General features: G+C 57.7%; 12 protein-coding genes. 6 read left to right on the top strand and 6 right to left on the bottom strand.

Features of this window, described 5'->3' with window-relative positions:
- Positions 1-238 precede the first annotated feature (238 nt).
- From tig to AO068_RS12185, 6 genes are all read left to right on the top strand, one after another.
- Positions 239-1,549: a trigger factor gene (tig, locus tag AO068_RS12210; RefSeq protein ID WP_002552733.1), complete on the top strand. Its 1,311-nt coding sequence runs from the start codon at positions 239-241 to the stop codon at positions 1,547-1,549.
- Between the two features lie 91 nt (positions 1,550-1,640).
- Positions 1,641-2,282 (top strand): ATP-dependent Clp endopeptidase proteolytic subunit ClpP, encoded by a 642-nt coding sequence (clpP, locus tag AO068_RS12205; RefSeq protein ID WP_002552734.1) that lies wholly within the window; start codon positions 1,641-1,643, stop codon positions 2,280-2,282.
- 106 nt (positions 2,283-2,388) lie between these two features.
- Positions 2,389-3,672 carry an ATP-dependent Clp protease ATP-binding subunit ClpX gene (gene clpX, locus AO068_RS12200; protein ID WP_002552735.1) on the top strand — a complete coding sequence of 428 codons (1,284 nt, stop codon included), beginning with the start codon at positions 2,389-2,391 and terminating at the stop codon, positions 3,670-3,672.
- A gap of 210 nt (positions 3,673-3,882) precedes the next feature.
- Positions 3,883-6,279, top strand: a complete 2,397-nt coding sequence (gene lon, locus AO068_RS12195) for an endopeptidase La (protein ID WP_002552736.1) — start codon at positions 3,883-3,885, stop codon at positions 6,277-6,279.
- Positions 6,280-6,425: 146 nt separating this feature from the next.
- On the top strand, positions 6,426-6,698 hold the full coding sequence (locus AO068_RS12190; protein ID WP_002552737.1) for an HU family DNA-binding protein: 273 nt from the start codon (positions 6,426-6,428) through the stop codon (positions 6,696-6,698).
- Positions 6,699-6,903: 205 nt separating this feature from the next.
- Positions 6,904-8,787, top strand: a complete 1,884-nt coding sequence (locus tag AO068_RS12185; RefSeq protein ID WP_058401923.1) for a SurA N-terminal domain-containing protein — start codon at positions 6,904-6,906, stop codon at positions 8,785-8,787.
- Positions 8,788-8,899: 112 nt separating this feature from the next.
- On the opposite strand, the gene fabI is transcribed toward AO068_RS12185, so the two are convergent.
- From fabI to AO068_RS12155, 6 genes are read right to left on the bottom strand one after another with little or no spacing between them, the layout of a single operon-like run.
- On the bottom strand, positions 8,900-9,694 hold the full coding sequence (gene fabI / locus AO068_RS12180; protein WP_004660733.1) for an enoyl-ACP reductase FabI: 795 nt from the start codon (positions 9,692-9,694) through the stop codon (positions 8,900-8,902).
- An 18-nt stretch (positions 9,695-9,712) separates the two neighbouring features.
- Positions 9,713-11,323 (bottom strand): ABC transporter ATP-binding protein, encoded by a 1,611-nt coding sequence (locus tag AO068_RS12175; protein ID WP_058401924.1) that lies wholly within the window; start codon positions 11,321-11,323, stop codon positions 9,713-9,715.
- Position 11,324: 1 nt separating this feature from the next.
- Positions 11,325-12,344: an ABC transporter permease gene (locus tag AO068_RS12170; RefSeq protein ID WP_002552741.1), complete on the bottom strand. Its 1,020-nt coding sequence runs from the start codon at positions 12,342-12,344 to the stop codon at positions 11,325-11,327.
- 1 nt (position 12,345) lies between these two features.
- Positions 12,346-13,419 carry a microcin C ABC transporter permease YejB gene (locus AO068_RS12165; protein ID WP_058408477.1) on the bottom strand — a complete coding sequence of 358 codons (1,074 nt, stop codon included), beginning with the start codon at positions 13,417-13,419 and terminating at the stop codon, positions 12,346-12,348.
- Position 13,420: 1 nt separating this feature from the next.
- Positions 13,421-15,277: an extracellular solute-binding protein gene (locus AO068_RS12160; protein ID WP_058408476.1), complete on the bottom strand. Its 1,857-nt coding sequence runs from the start codon at positions 15,275-15,277 to the stop codon at positions 13,421-13,423.
- A complete protein-coding gene (locus AO068_RS12155) occupies positions 15,274-17,103 on the bottom strand; it encodes an extracellular solute-binding protein (RefSeq protein WP_029241053.1) in 1,830 nt (609 codons plus the stop codon). Before AO068_RS12155 ends, AO068_RS12160 begins: the two co-directional genes overlap by 4 nt.
- Positions 17,104-17,203: the final 100 nt, after the last annotated feature.

Raw genomic sequence — 17,203 nt, 5'->3', positions numbered from 1 at the left:
CTATGTAGATGGATTCGGTCATCGTCCGGCGCAGAGGTTTCCTTATATAGGGGCCGTGCCAGACACGTCGCGAGTGATGCGAGGTGTTTTCCTTTCTCCTCCGGCTGTAGTCCGATTCCTTCTTGTTAACCCGCCCTTTTTCAGTAGGGTGACTTCTTGAGTTTGACCCACTAGAATGCATGCCCTTGATTCTGGGGTCGGAAACGGCCGGCTAACGTCTGTGCAACGAGGAATATCCATGCAAGTTTCTGTTGAAAATACTTCCGCTCTTGAGCGCCGCATGACCATTGGCGTGCCTGCCGAACGCATCGAGACTGAAGTCAACAAGCGTCTGCAGCAGACCGCACGTAAAGCCAAGATCCCGGGCTTCCGCCCAGGCAAGGTGCCTATGAGCGTGATCCGTCAGCGTTATGAAGACGGCGCACGTCAGGAAGCACTGGGCGATCTGATTCAGGCTACTTTCTACGAAGCTGTGGTTGAGCAGAAGCTGAACCCGGCCGGTGCTCCTGCTGTAGAGCCGAAATCTTTCGAAAAAGGCAAAGACCTGGAATACGTGGCTACTTTCGAAGTATTCCCGGAATTCACCGTTGCCGGTTTCGACACCATCGCCGTAGAGCGCCTGTCTGCCGACGTGGCGGACAGCGATCTGGACAACATGCTGGAAGTGCTGCGCAAGCAGAACGTTCGTTTTGAAGTGGCCGACCGTGCTGCCCAGAACGAAGACCAGCTGAACATTGATTTCGTGGGCAAGGTCGACGGCGAAGTGTTCGCTGGCGGTTCTGCTACGGCTACCCAGCTGGTGCTGGGTTCCGGTCGCATGATTCCTGGTTTTGAAGACGGTCTGGTTGGCGCCAAGGCTGGCGAAGAGCGCGTTCTGAACGTGACCTTCCCCGAGGACTATCAGAACCTTGAGCTGGCCGGCAAGGCTGCCGAGTTCACCGTGACCGTCAATACCGTTTCCGAGCCAAAGCTGCCTGAGCTGAACGAAGAGTTCTTCAAGCAGTTCGGTATCAAGGAAACCGGTATCGAAGGCTTCCGCACCGAGGTTCGCAAGAACATGGAGCGCGAGCTGCGTCAGGCGATCAAGTCCAAGGTCAAGAATCAGGTCATGGACGGTCTGCTGGCTGCCAACCCGATCGAAGTGCCTAAAGCGCTGCTGGAAAACGAAGTCAACCGTCTGCGCGTCCAGGCTGTTCAACAGTTCGGCGGCAACATCAAGCCAGACCAGTTGCCGGCTGAGCTGTTCGAAGAGCAGGCCAAGCGTCGCGTCGAGCTGGGCCTGATCGTTGCCGAGGTCGTCAAACAGTTCGACCTCAAGCCTGATGATGCTCGCGTACGTGAAATGATCCAGGAAATGGCATCCGCCTATCAGGAGCCTGAGCAGGTTGTTGCCTGGTACTACAAGAACGAGCAGCAAATGAACGAGGTACGTTCTGTTGTGCTTGAAGAGCAAGTTGTAGATACTGTTTTGCAGAAAGCTAGCGTGACCGACAAATCGGTCTCCTACGAAGAAGCTGTCAAGCCGGTGGAAGCTCCAAAAGCCGACTGATTTCTCTTTTCGTGCGAAAACACCCACAAGCCAGCCTTCGCGCTGGCTTGTGCGTATTCAAGACTCGACTATTTGGGAGTGAATGCAGGACATGTCCCGCAATTCTTATATTCAGCAGAACTCTGACATCCAGGCCGCTGGCGGCCTGGTCCCGATGGTTATCGAGCAGTCCGCCCGTGGCGAACGCGCCTATGACATCTATTCGCGCCTTCTCAAGGAGCGAGTCATCTTTATGGTTGGTCCGGTAGAGGACTACATGGCCAACCTTATCGCGGCACAACTGCTCTTCCTTGAAGCGGAAAACCCGGACAAGGATATCCATCTCTACATCAACTCGCCGGGCGGTTCGGTGACTGCAGGCATGTCGATCTACGACACCATGCAGTTCATCAAGCCGGACGTTTCGACCATCTGTATCGGTCAGGCTTGCAGCATGGGTGCATTCCTGCTGGCCGGCGGTGCAGAAGGCAAGCGTCACTGCCTGCCCAACTCGCGGATGATGATTCACCAGCCGCTGGGCGGTTTCCAGGGTCAGGCGTCGGATATCGACATCCATGCCAAGGAAATCCTGCACATTCGTCATCGTCTCAACTCGCTGCTGGCGCATCACACCGGCCAGAGCCTCGAAACCATCGAGCGCGACACCGAGCGTGACAACTTCATGAGCGCAGAGCGTGCGGCTGAATACGGCCTGATCGACTCCGTGATCAACAAGCGTCAAATGCCTGCCTAAGCGGCTCAAAATGTAGGGGGTCGGCACAACCGACCGCCTGCGGACTTGAAAAAGCCCGCAATAGCCTTCATCTTGTGTTGCAAGCCTACCGGATTGGATCGATCGAATGACTGACACCCGCAACGGCGAGGACAACGGCAAATTGCTCTATTGCTCCTTCTGTGGCAAAAGCCAGCATGAAGTGCGCAAATTGATTGCCGGCCCCTCGGTCTTTATCTGCGACGAGTGCGTCGACCTGTGCAACGACATCATCCGCGAGGAGGTGCAGGAAGCACAGGCCGAAAGCAGCGCGCATAAATTGCCTTCGCCTAAAGAAATCAGCGGCATCCTTGACCAGTATGTAATCGGTCAGGAACGTGCCAAAAAGGTCCTCGCAGTAGCGGTGTACAACCACTACAAGCGTCTGAACCAGCGCGACAAGAAGAACGACGATGTTGAACTGGGCAAGAGCAACATCCTGCTGATCGGCCCTACGGGCTCCGGCAAGACGCTGCTGGCCGAAACACTGGCCCGTCTGCTCAATGTGCCGTTCACCATCGCTGACGCCACCACCCTGACCGAAGCCGGTTATGTGGGTGAGGACGTTGAAAACATTATCCAGAAGCTGTTGCAGAAATGTGATTACGATGTCGAGAAGGCCCAGATGGGCATTGTCTACATCGATGAAATCGACAAGATTTCGCGCAAATCCGACAACCCTTCGATCACTCGTGACGTTTCCGGCGAAGGCGTGCAGCAAGCCTTGCTGAAGCTGATCGAGGGCACTGTGGCTTCCGTTCCTCCACAAGGTGGGCGCAAGCATCCGCAGCAGGAATTTCTGCAGGTGGACACACGCAACATCCTCTTTATTTGCGGTGGCGCCTTCTCGGGCCTGGAAAAGGTCATTCAGAACCGTTCCACCCGTGGCGGCATCGGCTTCAATGCCGAAGTTCGCAGCAAGGAGGAGGGCAAGAAGGTTGGCGAGTCCCTGCGTGAAGTCGAGCCTGACGATCTGGTCAAGTTCGGTCTGATCCCGGAGTTCGTGGGCCGTCTGCCAGTGCTTGCAACGCTGGACGAGCTGGATGAGGCTGCTTTGATACAGATCCTCACCGAGCCGAAGAATGCGCTGACCAAGCAGTATGCCAAGCTGTTTGAGATGGAAGGCGTGGACCTCGAGTTCCGCACCGACGCGTTGAAGTCGGTTGCCCGTCGCGCGCTGGAGCGCAAGACCGGTGCCCGTGGCTTGCGTTCCATCCTCGAAGGCGTGCTGCTCGACACCATGTACGAAATTCCGTCACAAAGTGACGTGAGCAAGGTGGTGATCGATGAGAGCGTTATCGATGGTACGTCCAAGCCGCTGCTGATCTACGAAAACAGTGAGCCGCCTGCCAAGGTTGCCCCTGACGCGTAACACACGCAGGTGTATGGGCGTGTGAAGTAATACGGAAGGGGGCCTTTTTGGCCCCCTTTTGCATTTTTCAGCCGTTCATTCGTTTTATATGAAGAAATTGATCTTGGCGGGTCGTGGCTCTAGAGCTTGTTTTTTTTGGACGCTACCCCCATCTTGGCTTCAAGCTAATTCCATCTGTCCCGGCCAATTGGCCGCCGTAGAGGCGAAATCATGAAGACCACTATTGAATTGCCTCTCTTGCCATTGCGTGATGTCGTGGTTTATCCGCACATGGTTATCCCGCTGTTCGTGGGGCGCGAGAAGTCTATCGAAGCCCTTGAAGCGGCAATGACGGGCGACAAGCAGATTCTGCTGCTCGCGCAAAGAAACCCGGCTGACGACGATCCTGATGAAAAGGCGTTGTACAACGTCGGCACTATTGCCACCGTATTGCAGTTGCTCAAGCTGCCTGATGGCACCGTCAAGGTGCTGGTCGAAGGTGAGCAGCGTGGTTCGGTAGAGCGTTTCATCGAAGTCGATGGTCATTACCGCGCCGACGTCGCGTTGATCGACGAAGTCGATGCCCCGGATCGCGAATCCGAAGTATTTGTGCGCAGCCTGCTGGCTCAATTCGAGCAGTATGTGCAGCTTGGCAAGAAAGTCCCCGCAGAAGTCCTCTCGTCGCTCAACAGCATCGATGAGCCCGGTCGCCTGGTTGACACCATGGCAGCGCACATGGCGCTCAAGATCGAGCAGAAGCAGGAAATTCTCGAGATTATCGACCTGTCGGCCCGTGTCGAGCACGTGCTGGCCTTGCTGGATGCCGAAATCGACTTGCTGCAGGTTGAAAAGCGCATTCGCGGTCGTGTGAAAAAACAAATGGAGCGCAGCCAGCGCGAGTACTACCTGAATGAGCAGATGAAGGCCATTCAGAAAGAACTGGGCGATGGCGACGAAGGCCATAACGAAATTGAAGAGCTGAAAAAGCGCATCGACGCTGCCGGGCTGCCCAAGGACGCTCTGACCAAGGCGACTGCCGAGCTGAACAAGCTCAAGCAGATGTCGCCGATGTCGGCCGAGGCGACTGTGGTGCGCTCCTACATCGACTGGCTGGTTCAGGTGCCGTGGAAGGCCCAGAGCAAGGTGCGTCTGGACCTTGCGCGCGCTGAAGCGATCCTCGATGCCGACCATTATGGTCTGGATGAGGTCAAGGAACGCATTCTCGAATACCTCGCCGTGCAAAAGCGCGTGAAGAAGATTCGTGGCCCTGTGCTGTGTCTGGTAGGTCCGCCGGGTGTGGGTAAAACTTCCCTGGCCGAGTCCATCGCCAACGCAACCAATCGCAAATTCGTGCGTATGGCACTCGGTGGCGTGCGTGACGAGGCTGAAATTCGTGGTCATCGCCGGACTTACATCGGTTCGATGCCAGGAAGATTGATACAAAAGATGACAAAGGTGGGCGTCCGCAACCCGCTGTTCCTGCTTGATGAAATCGACAAGATGGGCAGCGACATGCGCGGCGATCCGGCGTCGGCATTGCTTGAGGTCCTGGACCCTGAGCAAAACCATAATTTCAATGATCACTACCTCGAGGTCGACTACGATCTTTCCGATGTAATGTTCCTGTGCACGTCGAACTCGATGAATATTCCGCCAGCCTTGCTGGACCGGATGGAAGTCATTCGCCTGCCGGGTTACACCGAAGACGAGAAGATCAACATCGCCGTCAAATACCTCTCGCCCAAGCAGATTCAGGCCAATGGCTTGAAGAAAGGCGAGATCCAGTTCGACGAGGAAGCAATCCGCGACATCATTCGCTACTACACCCGTGAAGCGGGCGTACGCGGTCTAGAGCGCCAGATTGCCAAGGTTTGCCGCAAGGCGGTCAAAGAACACGCCATGGAAAAACGCTTCTCCGTGCAGGTTACTGCCGAGATGCTCGAACACTTCCTGGGCGTGCGTAAATTCCGCTACGGACTGGCCGAGCAACAGGATCAGATCGGTCAGGTCACAGGCCTGGCGTGGACTCAGGTGGGCGGTGAATTGCTGACCATCGAGGCTGCGGTTGTATCGGGCAAGGGCCAGTTGATCAAGACCGGTTCGCTGGGTGATGTCATGGTCGAATCCATTACCGCCGCGCAGACCGTGGTGCGCAGTCGTGCCCGTAGTCTGGGCATTCCAGCCGATTTCCACGAGAAACACGACACGCATATCCACATGCCGGAAGGCGCGACGCCCAAGGATGGACCAAGCGCTGGCGTAGGTATGTGTACTGCCCTGGTATCGGCGCTTACACAGATCCCGGTACGTGCCGATGTGGCAATGACGGGCGAGATTACCCTGCGCGGGCAGGTGCTGGCGATTGGTGGTCTGAAGGAAAAACTTCTGGCTGCGCATCGCGGCGGAATCAAGACGGTGATCATTCCGGAAGAAAACGTGCGTGATTTGAAGGAGATTCCTGACAATATCAAGCAGGATCTGCAAATCAAGCCCGTTAAATGGATTGACGAAGTCCTGCAAATTGCGCTGCAATACGCGCCGGAGCCGTTGCCGGACGTGGCTACAGATCTGGTCGCAAAGGAAGAAAAACGCGAGTCTGACTCTAAGGACAGAATTAGCACGCATTAAGACTGGGCAGGCTTCCTTGACAGCTTTTTAGAGCCCTTGTTATAAAGCGGCTCTTTAAAGCAAGCACCAGCAAGCCTTCCAGCGCTCGTTTTGCTTAACACCTAAAACTTAGAAACATACTCAATATAGAGATAAGGGGACTTAGAGTGAACAAGTCGGAACTGATTGATGCTATCGCTGCATCTGCTGATATCCCGAAAGCTGCTGCTGGCCGTGCGCTGGACGCAGTGATCGAATCCGTCACTGGCGCTCTGAAGGCTGGCGACTCGGTTGTTTTGGTTGGCTTTGGTACGTTCTCCGTGACTGATCGTCCTGCTCGCATCGGTCGCAACCCTCAGACTGGTAAGACGCTGGAAATCGCTGCTGCTAAAAAACCAGGTTTCAAAGCCGGTAAAGCCCTCAAAGAAGCTGTCAACTAAGCCTCTCGATGCCTTTGCCCGCTGGCTCAGGTCTGTCCTGATCCAGTAGCGGAGCGGTGGTGCATTCGGTTGCAACACCGAGGGGTTCGAGCCCTACCGCTCCGTCAGTTACGAGAAGGCGCATCCTCGGATGCGCCTTTCTTCTATCCGCTTTCTACCCACGCTCCGCGGTTGGTTAGTCAGTTCAACCGTTTTGGGGGACGCAATGCTGCAGAACATCAGGGACAATTCACAAGGCTGGATTGCCAAGACAATTATCGGAATCATCATCGCTTTGATGGCCTTCACCGGCATCGAGGCGTTGTTTACCGCTACCAGCAACAAGCAGAACGCGGCTGAAGTGAACGGCGAGGACATCTCTCAGAATGAGTTGAGCCAGGCCGTCGACATGCAGCGCCGCCAGTTGGCTCAGCAGCTCGCGCAGCAGTTGGGCAAGGATTTCGATCCTGCGATGCTGGATGAAAAACTGTTGCGTGAATCAGCCCTCAAAGGTTTGATCGACCGCAAGCTGCTGCTGCAAGGCGCAACGGATGCGAAATTCTCGTTTTCCGACGCGGCACTGGATCAGCAGCTTTTGCAGACGCCCGAGTTTCAGGTCGATGGCAAGTTCAGTGCTGACCGTTTCGATCAGGTGATTCGCCAGCTGGGTTACAGCCGTCTGCAGTTCCGCCAGATGCTTGGCCAGGAAATGCTCATCGGTCAGGTGCGTGCAGGTGTTGCCGGCAGTGCCTTCGTCACCGATGCACAGGTTGACGCTTTTGCCCGTCTGGAAAAGCAGACCCGTGATTTCGCTTCGCTGACCCTGCCTGCCGATACCACGGCTGTCAAAGTGACGGACGACGAAGTCAAGGCTCACTACGACCAGCATGCCAAGGAGTTCATGAGCCCTGAGCAGGTTGTGCTTGATTACATCGAATTGAAGAAGTCGTCTTTCTTCGACAAGGTGCAGGTCAAGGATGAGGACTTGCAGGCGGCTTATCAGAAAGAAATCGCCAATCTGTCAGAACAGCGTCGTGCTGCGCACATCCTGATCGAGGTGAACGACAAGCTGAACGACGAACAGGCCAAGGCGAAGATTGAAGAAATTCAACAGCGTCTGGCCAAGGGTGAAGATTTTGCGGCGCTGGCCAAGGAATATTCGCAGGACCCTGGTTCGTCCAGCAAGGGCGGTGATCTTGGTTACGCAGGCAAGGGTGTCTATGACCCTGCGTTCGAAGACACATTGTATGCCTTGAACAAGGACCAGGTGTCGCAGCCTGTGCGTACCGATTTCGGCTGGCACCTGATCAAGCTGCTGGGCGTCGAGGCTCCATCGGTGCCGACATTTGCCAGTCTGAAAGACAAACTGACCACCGATTTGAAATCGCAGCTGGTCGAGCAGAAGTTTGTCGAAGTGACCAAGCAGCTGGAAGATTCTGCGTTTGAATCGTCCGACCTGTCTCAACCGGCACAGGATCTGGGCCTGAAGGTTCAGACCACTGCGCCATTCGGTCGTGAAGGCGGTGAGGGTATTACAGCCAACCGCGCGGTCATCCAGGCTGCGTTCAGCCCGGAAGTGCTGGAAGAGGGCTCCAACAGCAACACGCTGGAGCTGGATCCGGAGACCGTCGTGGTGGTGCGCTCCAAAGAGCACCTGCAACCTCAGCAGTTGCCGCTTGAGAGCGTTGCCAGCTCGATTCGCGCTCAACTGGTCAAGGAGCACGCCACGGCTGCTGCCAAGGCCAAGGGCGAGGCTCTGCTGGCCGGGCTGCGTGATGGCAAGATCCCGTTGGCTGCGAAGCAGGATGGACGTGACTGGAAATCGATGGAAGCAGTCACTCGCAGTCAGGAAGGCGTTGATCCTCAAGTACTGCAGACGCTGTTCCGCATGCCCAAGCCTGATGGCAAGGGCAAGCCGGAATTCGCCAGCATTACTGCAGCCGATGGCAGCTTCGTGATTGTGCGTCTCAACGGCGTGAATCAGGCTGCTGCACCGACTGATGCGGAAAAGGCGCAATACCGTCGCTTCCTCGCGTCGCGTGCGGGTCAGCAGGATTTCGCTGCGTACCGCGCACAGCTGGAAAGCAAGGCGAAGATCGAGAAGTTCTAAGTATCTCGAAACCCGCACAAAAAAGAAGGCCGCTCACTGAGCGGCCTTCTTTTTGAGTGCAGGAAAGTTGCCTGCCGGAAAATGCCGCTCGCGAGGAGCGGCGCTTGCCGTCTTACTCTTCCATGCTGCCCATCGCGGTGGTGTTGAAACCGCCGTCGACGTACATGATCTCACCACTGATGCCCGACGCCAGGTCAGAGCACAGGAACGCGCCGGCATTGCCGACTTCGTCGATGGTCACGTTGCGGCGCAGAGGGGTCTGCGCTTCGTTGGCAGCCAGCATTTTGCGGAAGTTCTTGATACCCGAAGCAGCCAGTGTGCGGATCGGGCCGGCCGATACGGCATTGACGCGAGTACCTTCCGGGCCGAGGCTGCCGGCCAGGTAACGAACGCCTGCTTCCAGGCTGGCCTTGGCCATGCCCATGACGTTGTAGTTGGGCATGGTGCGCTCTGCGCCCAGGTACGACAGGGTCAGCAGGCTGCCATTGCGGCCTTTCATCATTTCGCGACCAGCCTTGGCCAGGGCCACGAAGCTGTAGGCGCTGATGTCGTGAGCGATGCGGAAACCTTCGCGAGTGGTGGCGTCGGTGAAGTCGCCGTCGAGCTGGTCACCCGGAGCAAAGCCGACCGAGTGAACGATCACGTCCAGGCCGTCCCACTTCTTGCTCAGCTCTTCAAAGACCTTGGTGATCTCTTCGTCGCTGGCCACATCGCAAGGGAAGCACAGCTCAGGACCTGAGCCCCAGCCTGCGGCGAACTCTTCGACACGGCCCTTGAGCTTGTCGTTCTGGTAGGTGAAAGCAAGCTCTGCACCTTCACGATGCATGGCGGCAGCAATGCCGGATGCGATGGACAGTTTACTGGCGACACCGACGATCAGGACGCGCTTACCGGCGAGAAAACCCATGTGTTGTTCCTCTTCAGGTTAATCGACAGCTACCGGTGCCAAAAAGGCGGCTTCCAGCAGCTGCTGTGTATAAGGATGTTGCGGTGCGGCGAAGATGTCCTGCGCTGCACCCTGTTCGACCACTTGGCCTTGCTTGACCACCATCAACTGGTGGCTCAGCGCTTTGACGACAGCCAGGTCATGGCTGATGAACAAATACGTCAGATTGTACTTGGCTTGCAGCGAGCGAAGCAGCTCGACGACCTGACGCTGTACGGTCCGGTCGAGGGCTGATGTCGGCTCGTCCAGCAAGATAAGCGCCGGTTTCAATACCAGCGCACGTGCAATGGCGATCCTCTGCCGTTGGCCACCGGAGAACTCGTGAGGGTAGCGGTGCCGGGTATCCGGATCCAGGCCAACCTCCCTGAGTGCTTCGATGATCGCCGTCTGTTGCTCGGCGGGCGTGCCCATACCGTGGATTCGCAAGCCTTCGCCAACGATTTCACCCACTGACATACGCGGGCTCAAACTGCCAAACGGGTCCTGGAACACCACCTGCATCTGCCTGCGCAGCGGACGGATCTGCTGTTGCGACAGAGATTCTAGCGCGTTGCCCTTGAAACGTATGGTGCCCTGGCTGCCGATCAGTCGAAGAATCGCCAGCCCCAGCGTCGATTTGCCAGACCCGCTTTCACCCACGATGCCCAGTGTTTGCCCTTGCGGCAGGCTGAAGCGTATGCCGTCCACCGCTTTGACGTGGTCGACCGTGCGCTTGAGCAGGCCCTTCTTGATCGGGAACCAGACTTTCAGGTCCTCGACTTCAAGCAGCGGAGCGCCGGCCGGGTTGGTCGAAGGACCGCCGCTGGGCTCTGCGCTGAGTAACACTTTGGTGTAAGGATGTTGCGGCGAACGGAACAATTCTTCGCACGATGCCTGTTCGACGATGCAACCGCGCTGCATGACACATACTCGGTTGGCTATTTGCCTGACCACGTTCAAATCGTGGCTGATAAGCAGCAACGCCATGCCCAGACGAGCCTGCAATTGCTTGAGCAATTCAAGAATTTTCAGCTGTACCGTGACATCCAGTGCAGTGGTCGGTTCGTCGGCAATCAGCAGCTCCGGCTCGTTGGCCAGTGCCATCGCTATCATCACACGCTGGCGCTGGCCGCCTGACAGCTCATGTGGCAAGGCTTTGAGACGTTTGTGTGGCTCTGGGATGCCTACCAGCTCAAGAAGCTCCAGCGTGCGTTTGGTGGCGTCCTTGCCGCTCAGACCCTTATGCAGGCCAAGTACCTCGTTGATTTGTTTTTCGACCGAGTGCAGCGGGTTCAGCGAGGTCATCGGTTCCTGGAAGATCATGGCGATACGGTTGCCACGGATCGAGCGCAGTTTTTTCTCTTCCACCTTCAGCAGGTCTTCACCGGCGTAGCGGACAGTGCCGCTTGGATGACTGGCAATGGGGTAGGGCAGCAGGCGCAGTATCGAGTGCGCTGTCACTGATTTGCCCGAGCCGCTTTCGCCGACCAGTGCGAGGGTTTCACCCCGACGGATGTCAAAGCTGATGTTCTCGACCACCCGTTGCCGTGAGTCGCCCGTCACGAACTCGACCGCCAGATCGCGGATTTCGATCAGATTGTCATTGCTCATCTTATTTCCTTGGGTCGAAAGCATCGCGGGCGGATTCGCCGATGAACACCAGCAGGCTCAGCATGATGGCCAGCACAGCGAACGCGCTGATGCCCAGCCAGGGTGCCTGCAGGTTGGATTTGCCCTGCGCCACCAGTTCGCCCAGCGAAGGCGACCCGGCGGGCAGGCCGAAGCCCAGGAAGTCCAGTGCAGTCAAGGTGCCGATGGCCCCGGTGAGGATGAACGGCATGAAGGTCATGGTCGAGACCATGGCGTTGGGCAGGATATGGCGGAACATGATCGCGCCGTTCTCCATGCCCAGGGCCCGCGCGGCCCTTACGTATTCCAGATTCCTGCCACGCAGGAACTCGGCACGCACCACGTCCACCAGGTTCATCCAGGAAAACAGCAGCATGATGCCCAGCAGCCACCAGAAGTTGGGTTGCACGAAGCTGGCGAGAATGATCAACAGATACAGCACGGGCAGGCCCGACCACACTTCCAGAAAACGCTGGCCCAGCAGGTCGACCCAGCCGCCATAGAAACCCTGCAGGGCACCGGCGATGACGCCGATGATCGAACTGAGGATGGTCAGGGTCAGGGCGAACAGCACGGAAATCCTGAAGCCATAGATCACTCGTGCCAACACATCACGGCCCTGATCGTCGGTGCCCAGCAGGTTTTCCCGGGACGGTGGCGCAGGGGCGGGGACTTTCAGGTCGTAGTTGATGCTCTGGTAACTGAACGGGATGGGCGCCCACAGGGTCCAGCCATCCTTCGCCGCGAGCAATTCCTTGATGTACGGGCTCTTGTAATTGGCTTCCAGCGGGAATTCGCCGCCGAAGGTGGTCTCCGGGTAACGCTCCAGCACCGGGAAGTACCAGTGGCCGTCGTAGCGCACGGCGAGCGGTTTATCGTTGGCGATCAGTTCGGCACCCAGGCTCAGGCCGAACAGGATGAGGAACAGCCACAGTGACCACCAGCCGCGTCGGTTGGCTTTGAAGCGTTCGAAGCGACGGCGATTGAGAGGAGACAGCTTCATATCAATGCTTCCTGCTTTCGAAGTCGATGCGCGGGTCTACCAGGGTGTAGGTGATGTCGCCGATCAGCTTCACCACCAACCCCAGCAGGGTGAAGATGAACAGGGTGCCGAACACCACCGGGTAGTCGCGGTTGATAGCGGCTTCAAAGCTCATCAGACCCAGGCCGTCCAGTGAGAAGATCACTTCCACCAGCAGCGAACCGGTGAAGAAGATACCGATGAACGCCGACGGGAAGCCGGCGATCACCAGCAGCATCGCGTTGCGAAACACATGGCCGTAGAGCACCTTGTGGTTGCTCAGGCCCTTGGCTTTGGCGGTGGTGACATATTGCTTGCTGATTTCATCGAGAAAGCTGTTCTTGGTCAGCAGGGTCATGGTGGCGAAGTTGCCGATCACCAGCGCGGTGACTGGCAGCACCAGATGCCAGAAGTAGTCGAAGATCTTGCCCAGGGTGCTCAGTTCGTCGTAGTTGTTCGAGGTCAGCCCGCGCAGCGGGAACCAGTTGAAGTAGCTGCCACCGGCAAACACCACGATCAGCAGAATCGCGAACAGAAACGCCGGGATGGCGTAGCCGACGATGATCGCCGAGCTGGTCCACACGTCGAACTGACTGCCGTGGCGAGTGGCTTTGGCGATCCCCAGCGGGATCGACACCAGGTACATGATCAGCGTGCTCCATAACCCCAGAGAGATGGAGACCGGCATCTTCTCGACGATCAGGTCGATCACCTTGGCATCGCGAAAGAAGCTGTCGCCGAAATCCAGCGTGGCGTAGTTCTTGATCATGATCCACAGGCGTTCCGGTGCCGATTTATCGAAACCGTACATGCGTTCGATTTCTTTGATCAGTGCCGGGTCCAGGCCCTGCGCGCCACGGTAGTTGGAGCCTGCCACCGAGACCTCGGCACCGCCACCCGCAATTCGGCTGGTAGCGCCATCGAAGCCTTCGATCTTGGCGATCATCTGCTCGACCGGTCCACCGGGTGCGGCCTGAATGATGACGAAGTTGATGACCAGAATGCCGAGCAGGGTAGGGATGATCAGCAGCAGCCGTCGCAGAATATAAGCCAGCATGTTATTGCTCCGCGTTCGCAGGCTTGGCCTGATCAGTGGCTGACGGGGTCGCGGTGGCGGGTTTGACATCCGGCTTCGCCCACCAGGTCATCAGGCCGATATCGGAAAGCGCCTTGGCCTTGGGATGATCGATGTGGTTCCAGTAGGCCACCCGCCAGGTTTTGATGTGCCAGTTGGGTACAACGTAAAAGCCCCACAGTAATACGCGGTCCAGCGCTTTGGTATGGATGATCAGGCTTTCCCGGGAGTCGGCGTTGATCAGACCGTTGACCAGCGTGTCGACTGCCGGGTCCTTGAGGCCCATGAAGTTGCGGCTGCCCGGATTGTCTGCGCTGGATGAGTCGAAGTACACGCGCTGCTCGTTACCGGGTGAGCTGGACTGCGGATAGCCAGTGACGATCATGTCGTAGTCCCGCGAGCGCAGGCGGTTGATGTATTGCGACACGTCGGCGCGGCGAATCACCAGCTCGATGCCCAGATCACTCAGGTTACGTTTGTAAGGCAACAGAATGCGCTCGAACTCGGTCTGGGCGATCAGAAACTCCAGCTTCACCGGGTTGCCCTGGGCATCGACCATCTTGTCGTCGACGATCTTCCAGCCCGCTTCCTGCAACAGCTGGAAGGCCCGGCGTTGCTGTGGACGGATCATGCCGCTGCCATCGGTGACCGGCAGGCTGAAGGGTTCGGTGAACACTCGATCCGGGATCTTGCCGCGCAACGGTTCAAGGATTTTCAGTTCTTCGGCAGACGGCAGACCGCTGGCGGCCATTTCCGAGTTGTCGAAATAGCTTTTGGTGCGGCTGTACGAGCCGTTGAACAGCTGTTTGTTGGTCCACTCGAAGTCCAGCAGCAGAGTCAGCGCCTCACGGACCCTGACGTCTTGAAACACCGGCTTGCGCAGGTTGAAGACAAAACCCTGCATGCCCGTCGGATTGCCATTGGGCAGCTCTTCCTTGATCAGCCTGCCATCCCGGACTGCTGGCGTGTCATATGCAGTTGCCCAGTTCTTGGCGCTGGTTTCCACCCAATAATCGAACTGCCCGGCTTTGCCCGCTTCCAGCGCGACGGTGTTGTCGCGATAGTAGTCGGTGGTCAGCACATCGAAGTTGTAGAAGCCCTTATTGATCGGCAGGTCCTTGGCCCAGTAATCCTTGACCCGTTCATAGCGCACCGAGCGCCCGGCTTTTACATCGGCGACCTTGTACGGCCCGCTGCCCAGCGGGAAGTCCAGGTTGCCCTTGCTGAAGTCGCGATCTGCCCAGAAATGTTTGGGCAGCACGGGTAACTGGCCAAGAATCAGCGGCATCTCCCGATTGCCCTTGTGCTTGAATTTGAACAGCACGCGCAGCGGGTCTTCGACGACCACCTGATCGACGTCGGCGTAGTAACCCTTGTACATGGGCGACCCGTGCTCCATCAGTGTCTTGAAGCTGAACTCCACGTCTTCTGCACGCATCGGGTGGCCGTCATGAAAGCGCGCTTCCGGGCGCAGGTAGAAGCGTACCCAGCTGTTGTCCGGGGCTTTCTCGATTTTACCGGCAACCAGCCCGTACTCACTGAACGGTTCATCCAGGCTTGCACGGGCCAGGGTGTCGTAGATCAGGCCGATGTCATCTGCCGGCACGCCCTTGTTGATGAACGGGTTGAGGCTGTCGAAACCGCCGAAGCCTGCCTGGCGGAACGTGCCACCCTTGGGGGCATCCGGGTTCACGTAGTCGAAGTGCTTGAAGTCGGCCGGGTACTTGGGCGGCTCGTCGTACAGCGTCACGCCATGCTGAGGCGCAGCCTGTACCGTGCAGGCGAGGCTGGCCAACAGCAGGCCGGCCGCTTGCGCGCGCAGGGAATGCAATGGGTTCATCGGGGCTTCTCCAGAGTCTTGAGCCACCACGCACGCAGCCCCAGGGTGTAGGGCGGGGTGGTGACCATGGCGAATCGGTTGCGATAGGCAAGCCGATGATTGTTCAGATACCAGTTGGGAATGCTGTAGTGCTGAGCCAGCAGCACGCGGTCCAGCGCTCGCGCAGCCGCGACCTGTTCATCGCGGGTTTGCGCGCCGAGCAGTTTGTTCAGCAGGGCGTCGACCACCGGGTTGGCAATGCCGGCGTAGTTCTTGCTGCCGTTGATCGCGGCCTGGCTTGAATGAAAATATTGCCACTGCTCAAGACCAGGGCTCAGCGTCTGTTGCAGGGTCATGAGAATCATGTCGAAGTCGAAACGGTCCAGGCGTTGTTTGTACTGGGCGCGATCGACGGTGCGCAGCCCTGCATCGATACCCAGGCGCCGCAGGTCTTCGATGTAGGGTTGCAGGATGCGTTCGAGGTTGGGGTTGACCAGCAGGATCTCGAAACGCAGCGGTTGCTTGTCGGCGTTGAGCAAGCCCTTGTCCGACAGCGTCCAGCCAGCATCGGCAAGCAGTTTCAAGGCCTTGCGCAGGGTGTCGCGCGGGATGCCGCCGCCATCGGTTTTCGATGGGGCAAATGGCTGGGTAAACAGACTGGCGGGCAACTGATCACGATAAGGCGCCAGTAATAACCATTCAGCCCCGCTCGGCAGGCCGGTCGCTGAAAACTCGCTGTTGGGGTAATAGCTGGTCGAGCGCTCATAAGCGTCGCTGAACAGTGTGCGGTTGGTCCATTCGAAATTGAACAGCAGCCCCAGTGCTTCGCGTACGCGGATATCGGCGAAGGCCGCGCGCCGGGTGTTCATGAACAGGCCTTGGGTCTGGGTTGGGATGCGGTGCGGAATCTGCGCCTTGATTACCTGACCGTTTGCGACTGCCGGGAAGTTATAGCCATTGGCCCAGTTCTTGGCCTGATGCTCGATGTAGATATCGAATTCGCCGGCCTTGAATGCTTCGAACGCCACATCGCTGTCGCGGTAGAACTCGACTTCCACCCGGTCGAAATTGTATTTGCCGCGGTTGACCGGCAGGTCCTTACCCCAGTAATCCTTGACCCGCTCGAACACCAGCTGACGTCCGGGCTGCACGCGGGTGATGCGGTAGGGGCCACTGCCCAGCGGCGGTTCGAAGGTAGTCGCCTTGAAGTCTCTGTTCTTCCAGTAATGCTGGGGCAGCACTGGCAGTTCCCCAAGACGCAGAATCAGCAACGGATTGCCAGAGCGCTTGAAGACAAACCGGATGCGATGACGATTGAGGATGTCGACGCGCTGCACTTCCTGCAAGGCGGTGCGGTATTGAGGATGACCGTCCTTGAGCAGCGTTCGGTAGGAAAACGCGACGTCGTAGGCGGTGATGGGCTTGCCATCATGAAAGCGCGCCTGCGGGCGCAGGTTGAACACCACCCAGCTGCGGTCCTCGCTGTATTCAACGGACTGGGCGATCAGCCCGTAACTGGAGGTCGGTTCATCGCCGGACGGGTCGTACTGCCCTGTGCCCACCATCAACGGCTCGTTCAGTTCATTGACGCCGTATTGCAGGAAGTTTCCGGTCGAGACCGGGCTGCTGCCCTTGAATGTGTAAGGATTGAGCGTGTCGAACGTACCAAACGCCATCATTCTCAAGGTGCCACCTTTCGGCGCCTCGGGATTGACCCAGTCGAAATGAGTAAAGCTGGCCGGGTACTTGAGAACACCAAACTGCGCATAGCCATGACTTTCTGTGATGGCTGCGTTGGCGCAGAAGCTCAAGGCCAGGCTGATGGTTAGCAGGAAGGGACGTATCACGATCCGGGCGACTTGGGCTTTCGAGTCGCTAACAGTAACAGCTTGTTCCAGCTGGAAAAAGACTACCGGTGACTGCGCCGCCGGGGCTGCATCGGCCGCC

It is taken from the genome of Pseudomonas sp. ICMP 3272, from assembly GCF_001466905.1.
GTDB classification, from domain to species: domain Bacteria; phylum Pseudomonadota; class Gammaproteobacteria; order Pseudomonadales; family Pseudomonadaceae; genus Aquipseudomonas; species Aquipseudomonas amygdali.
The sequence above is the reverse complement of the archived record's forward strand: the minus strand, read 5'-3'. Positions and strand labels throughout refer to the sequence as shown.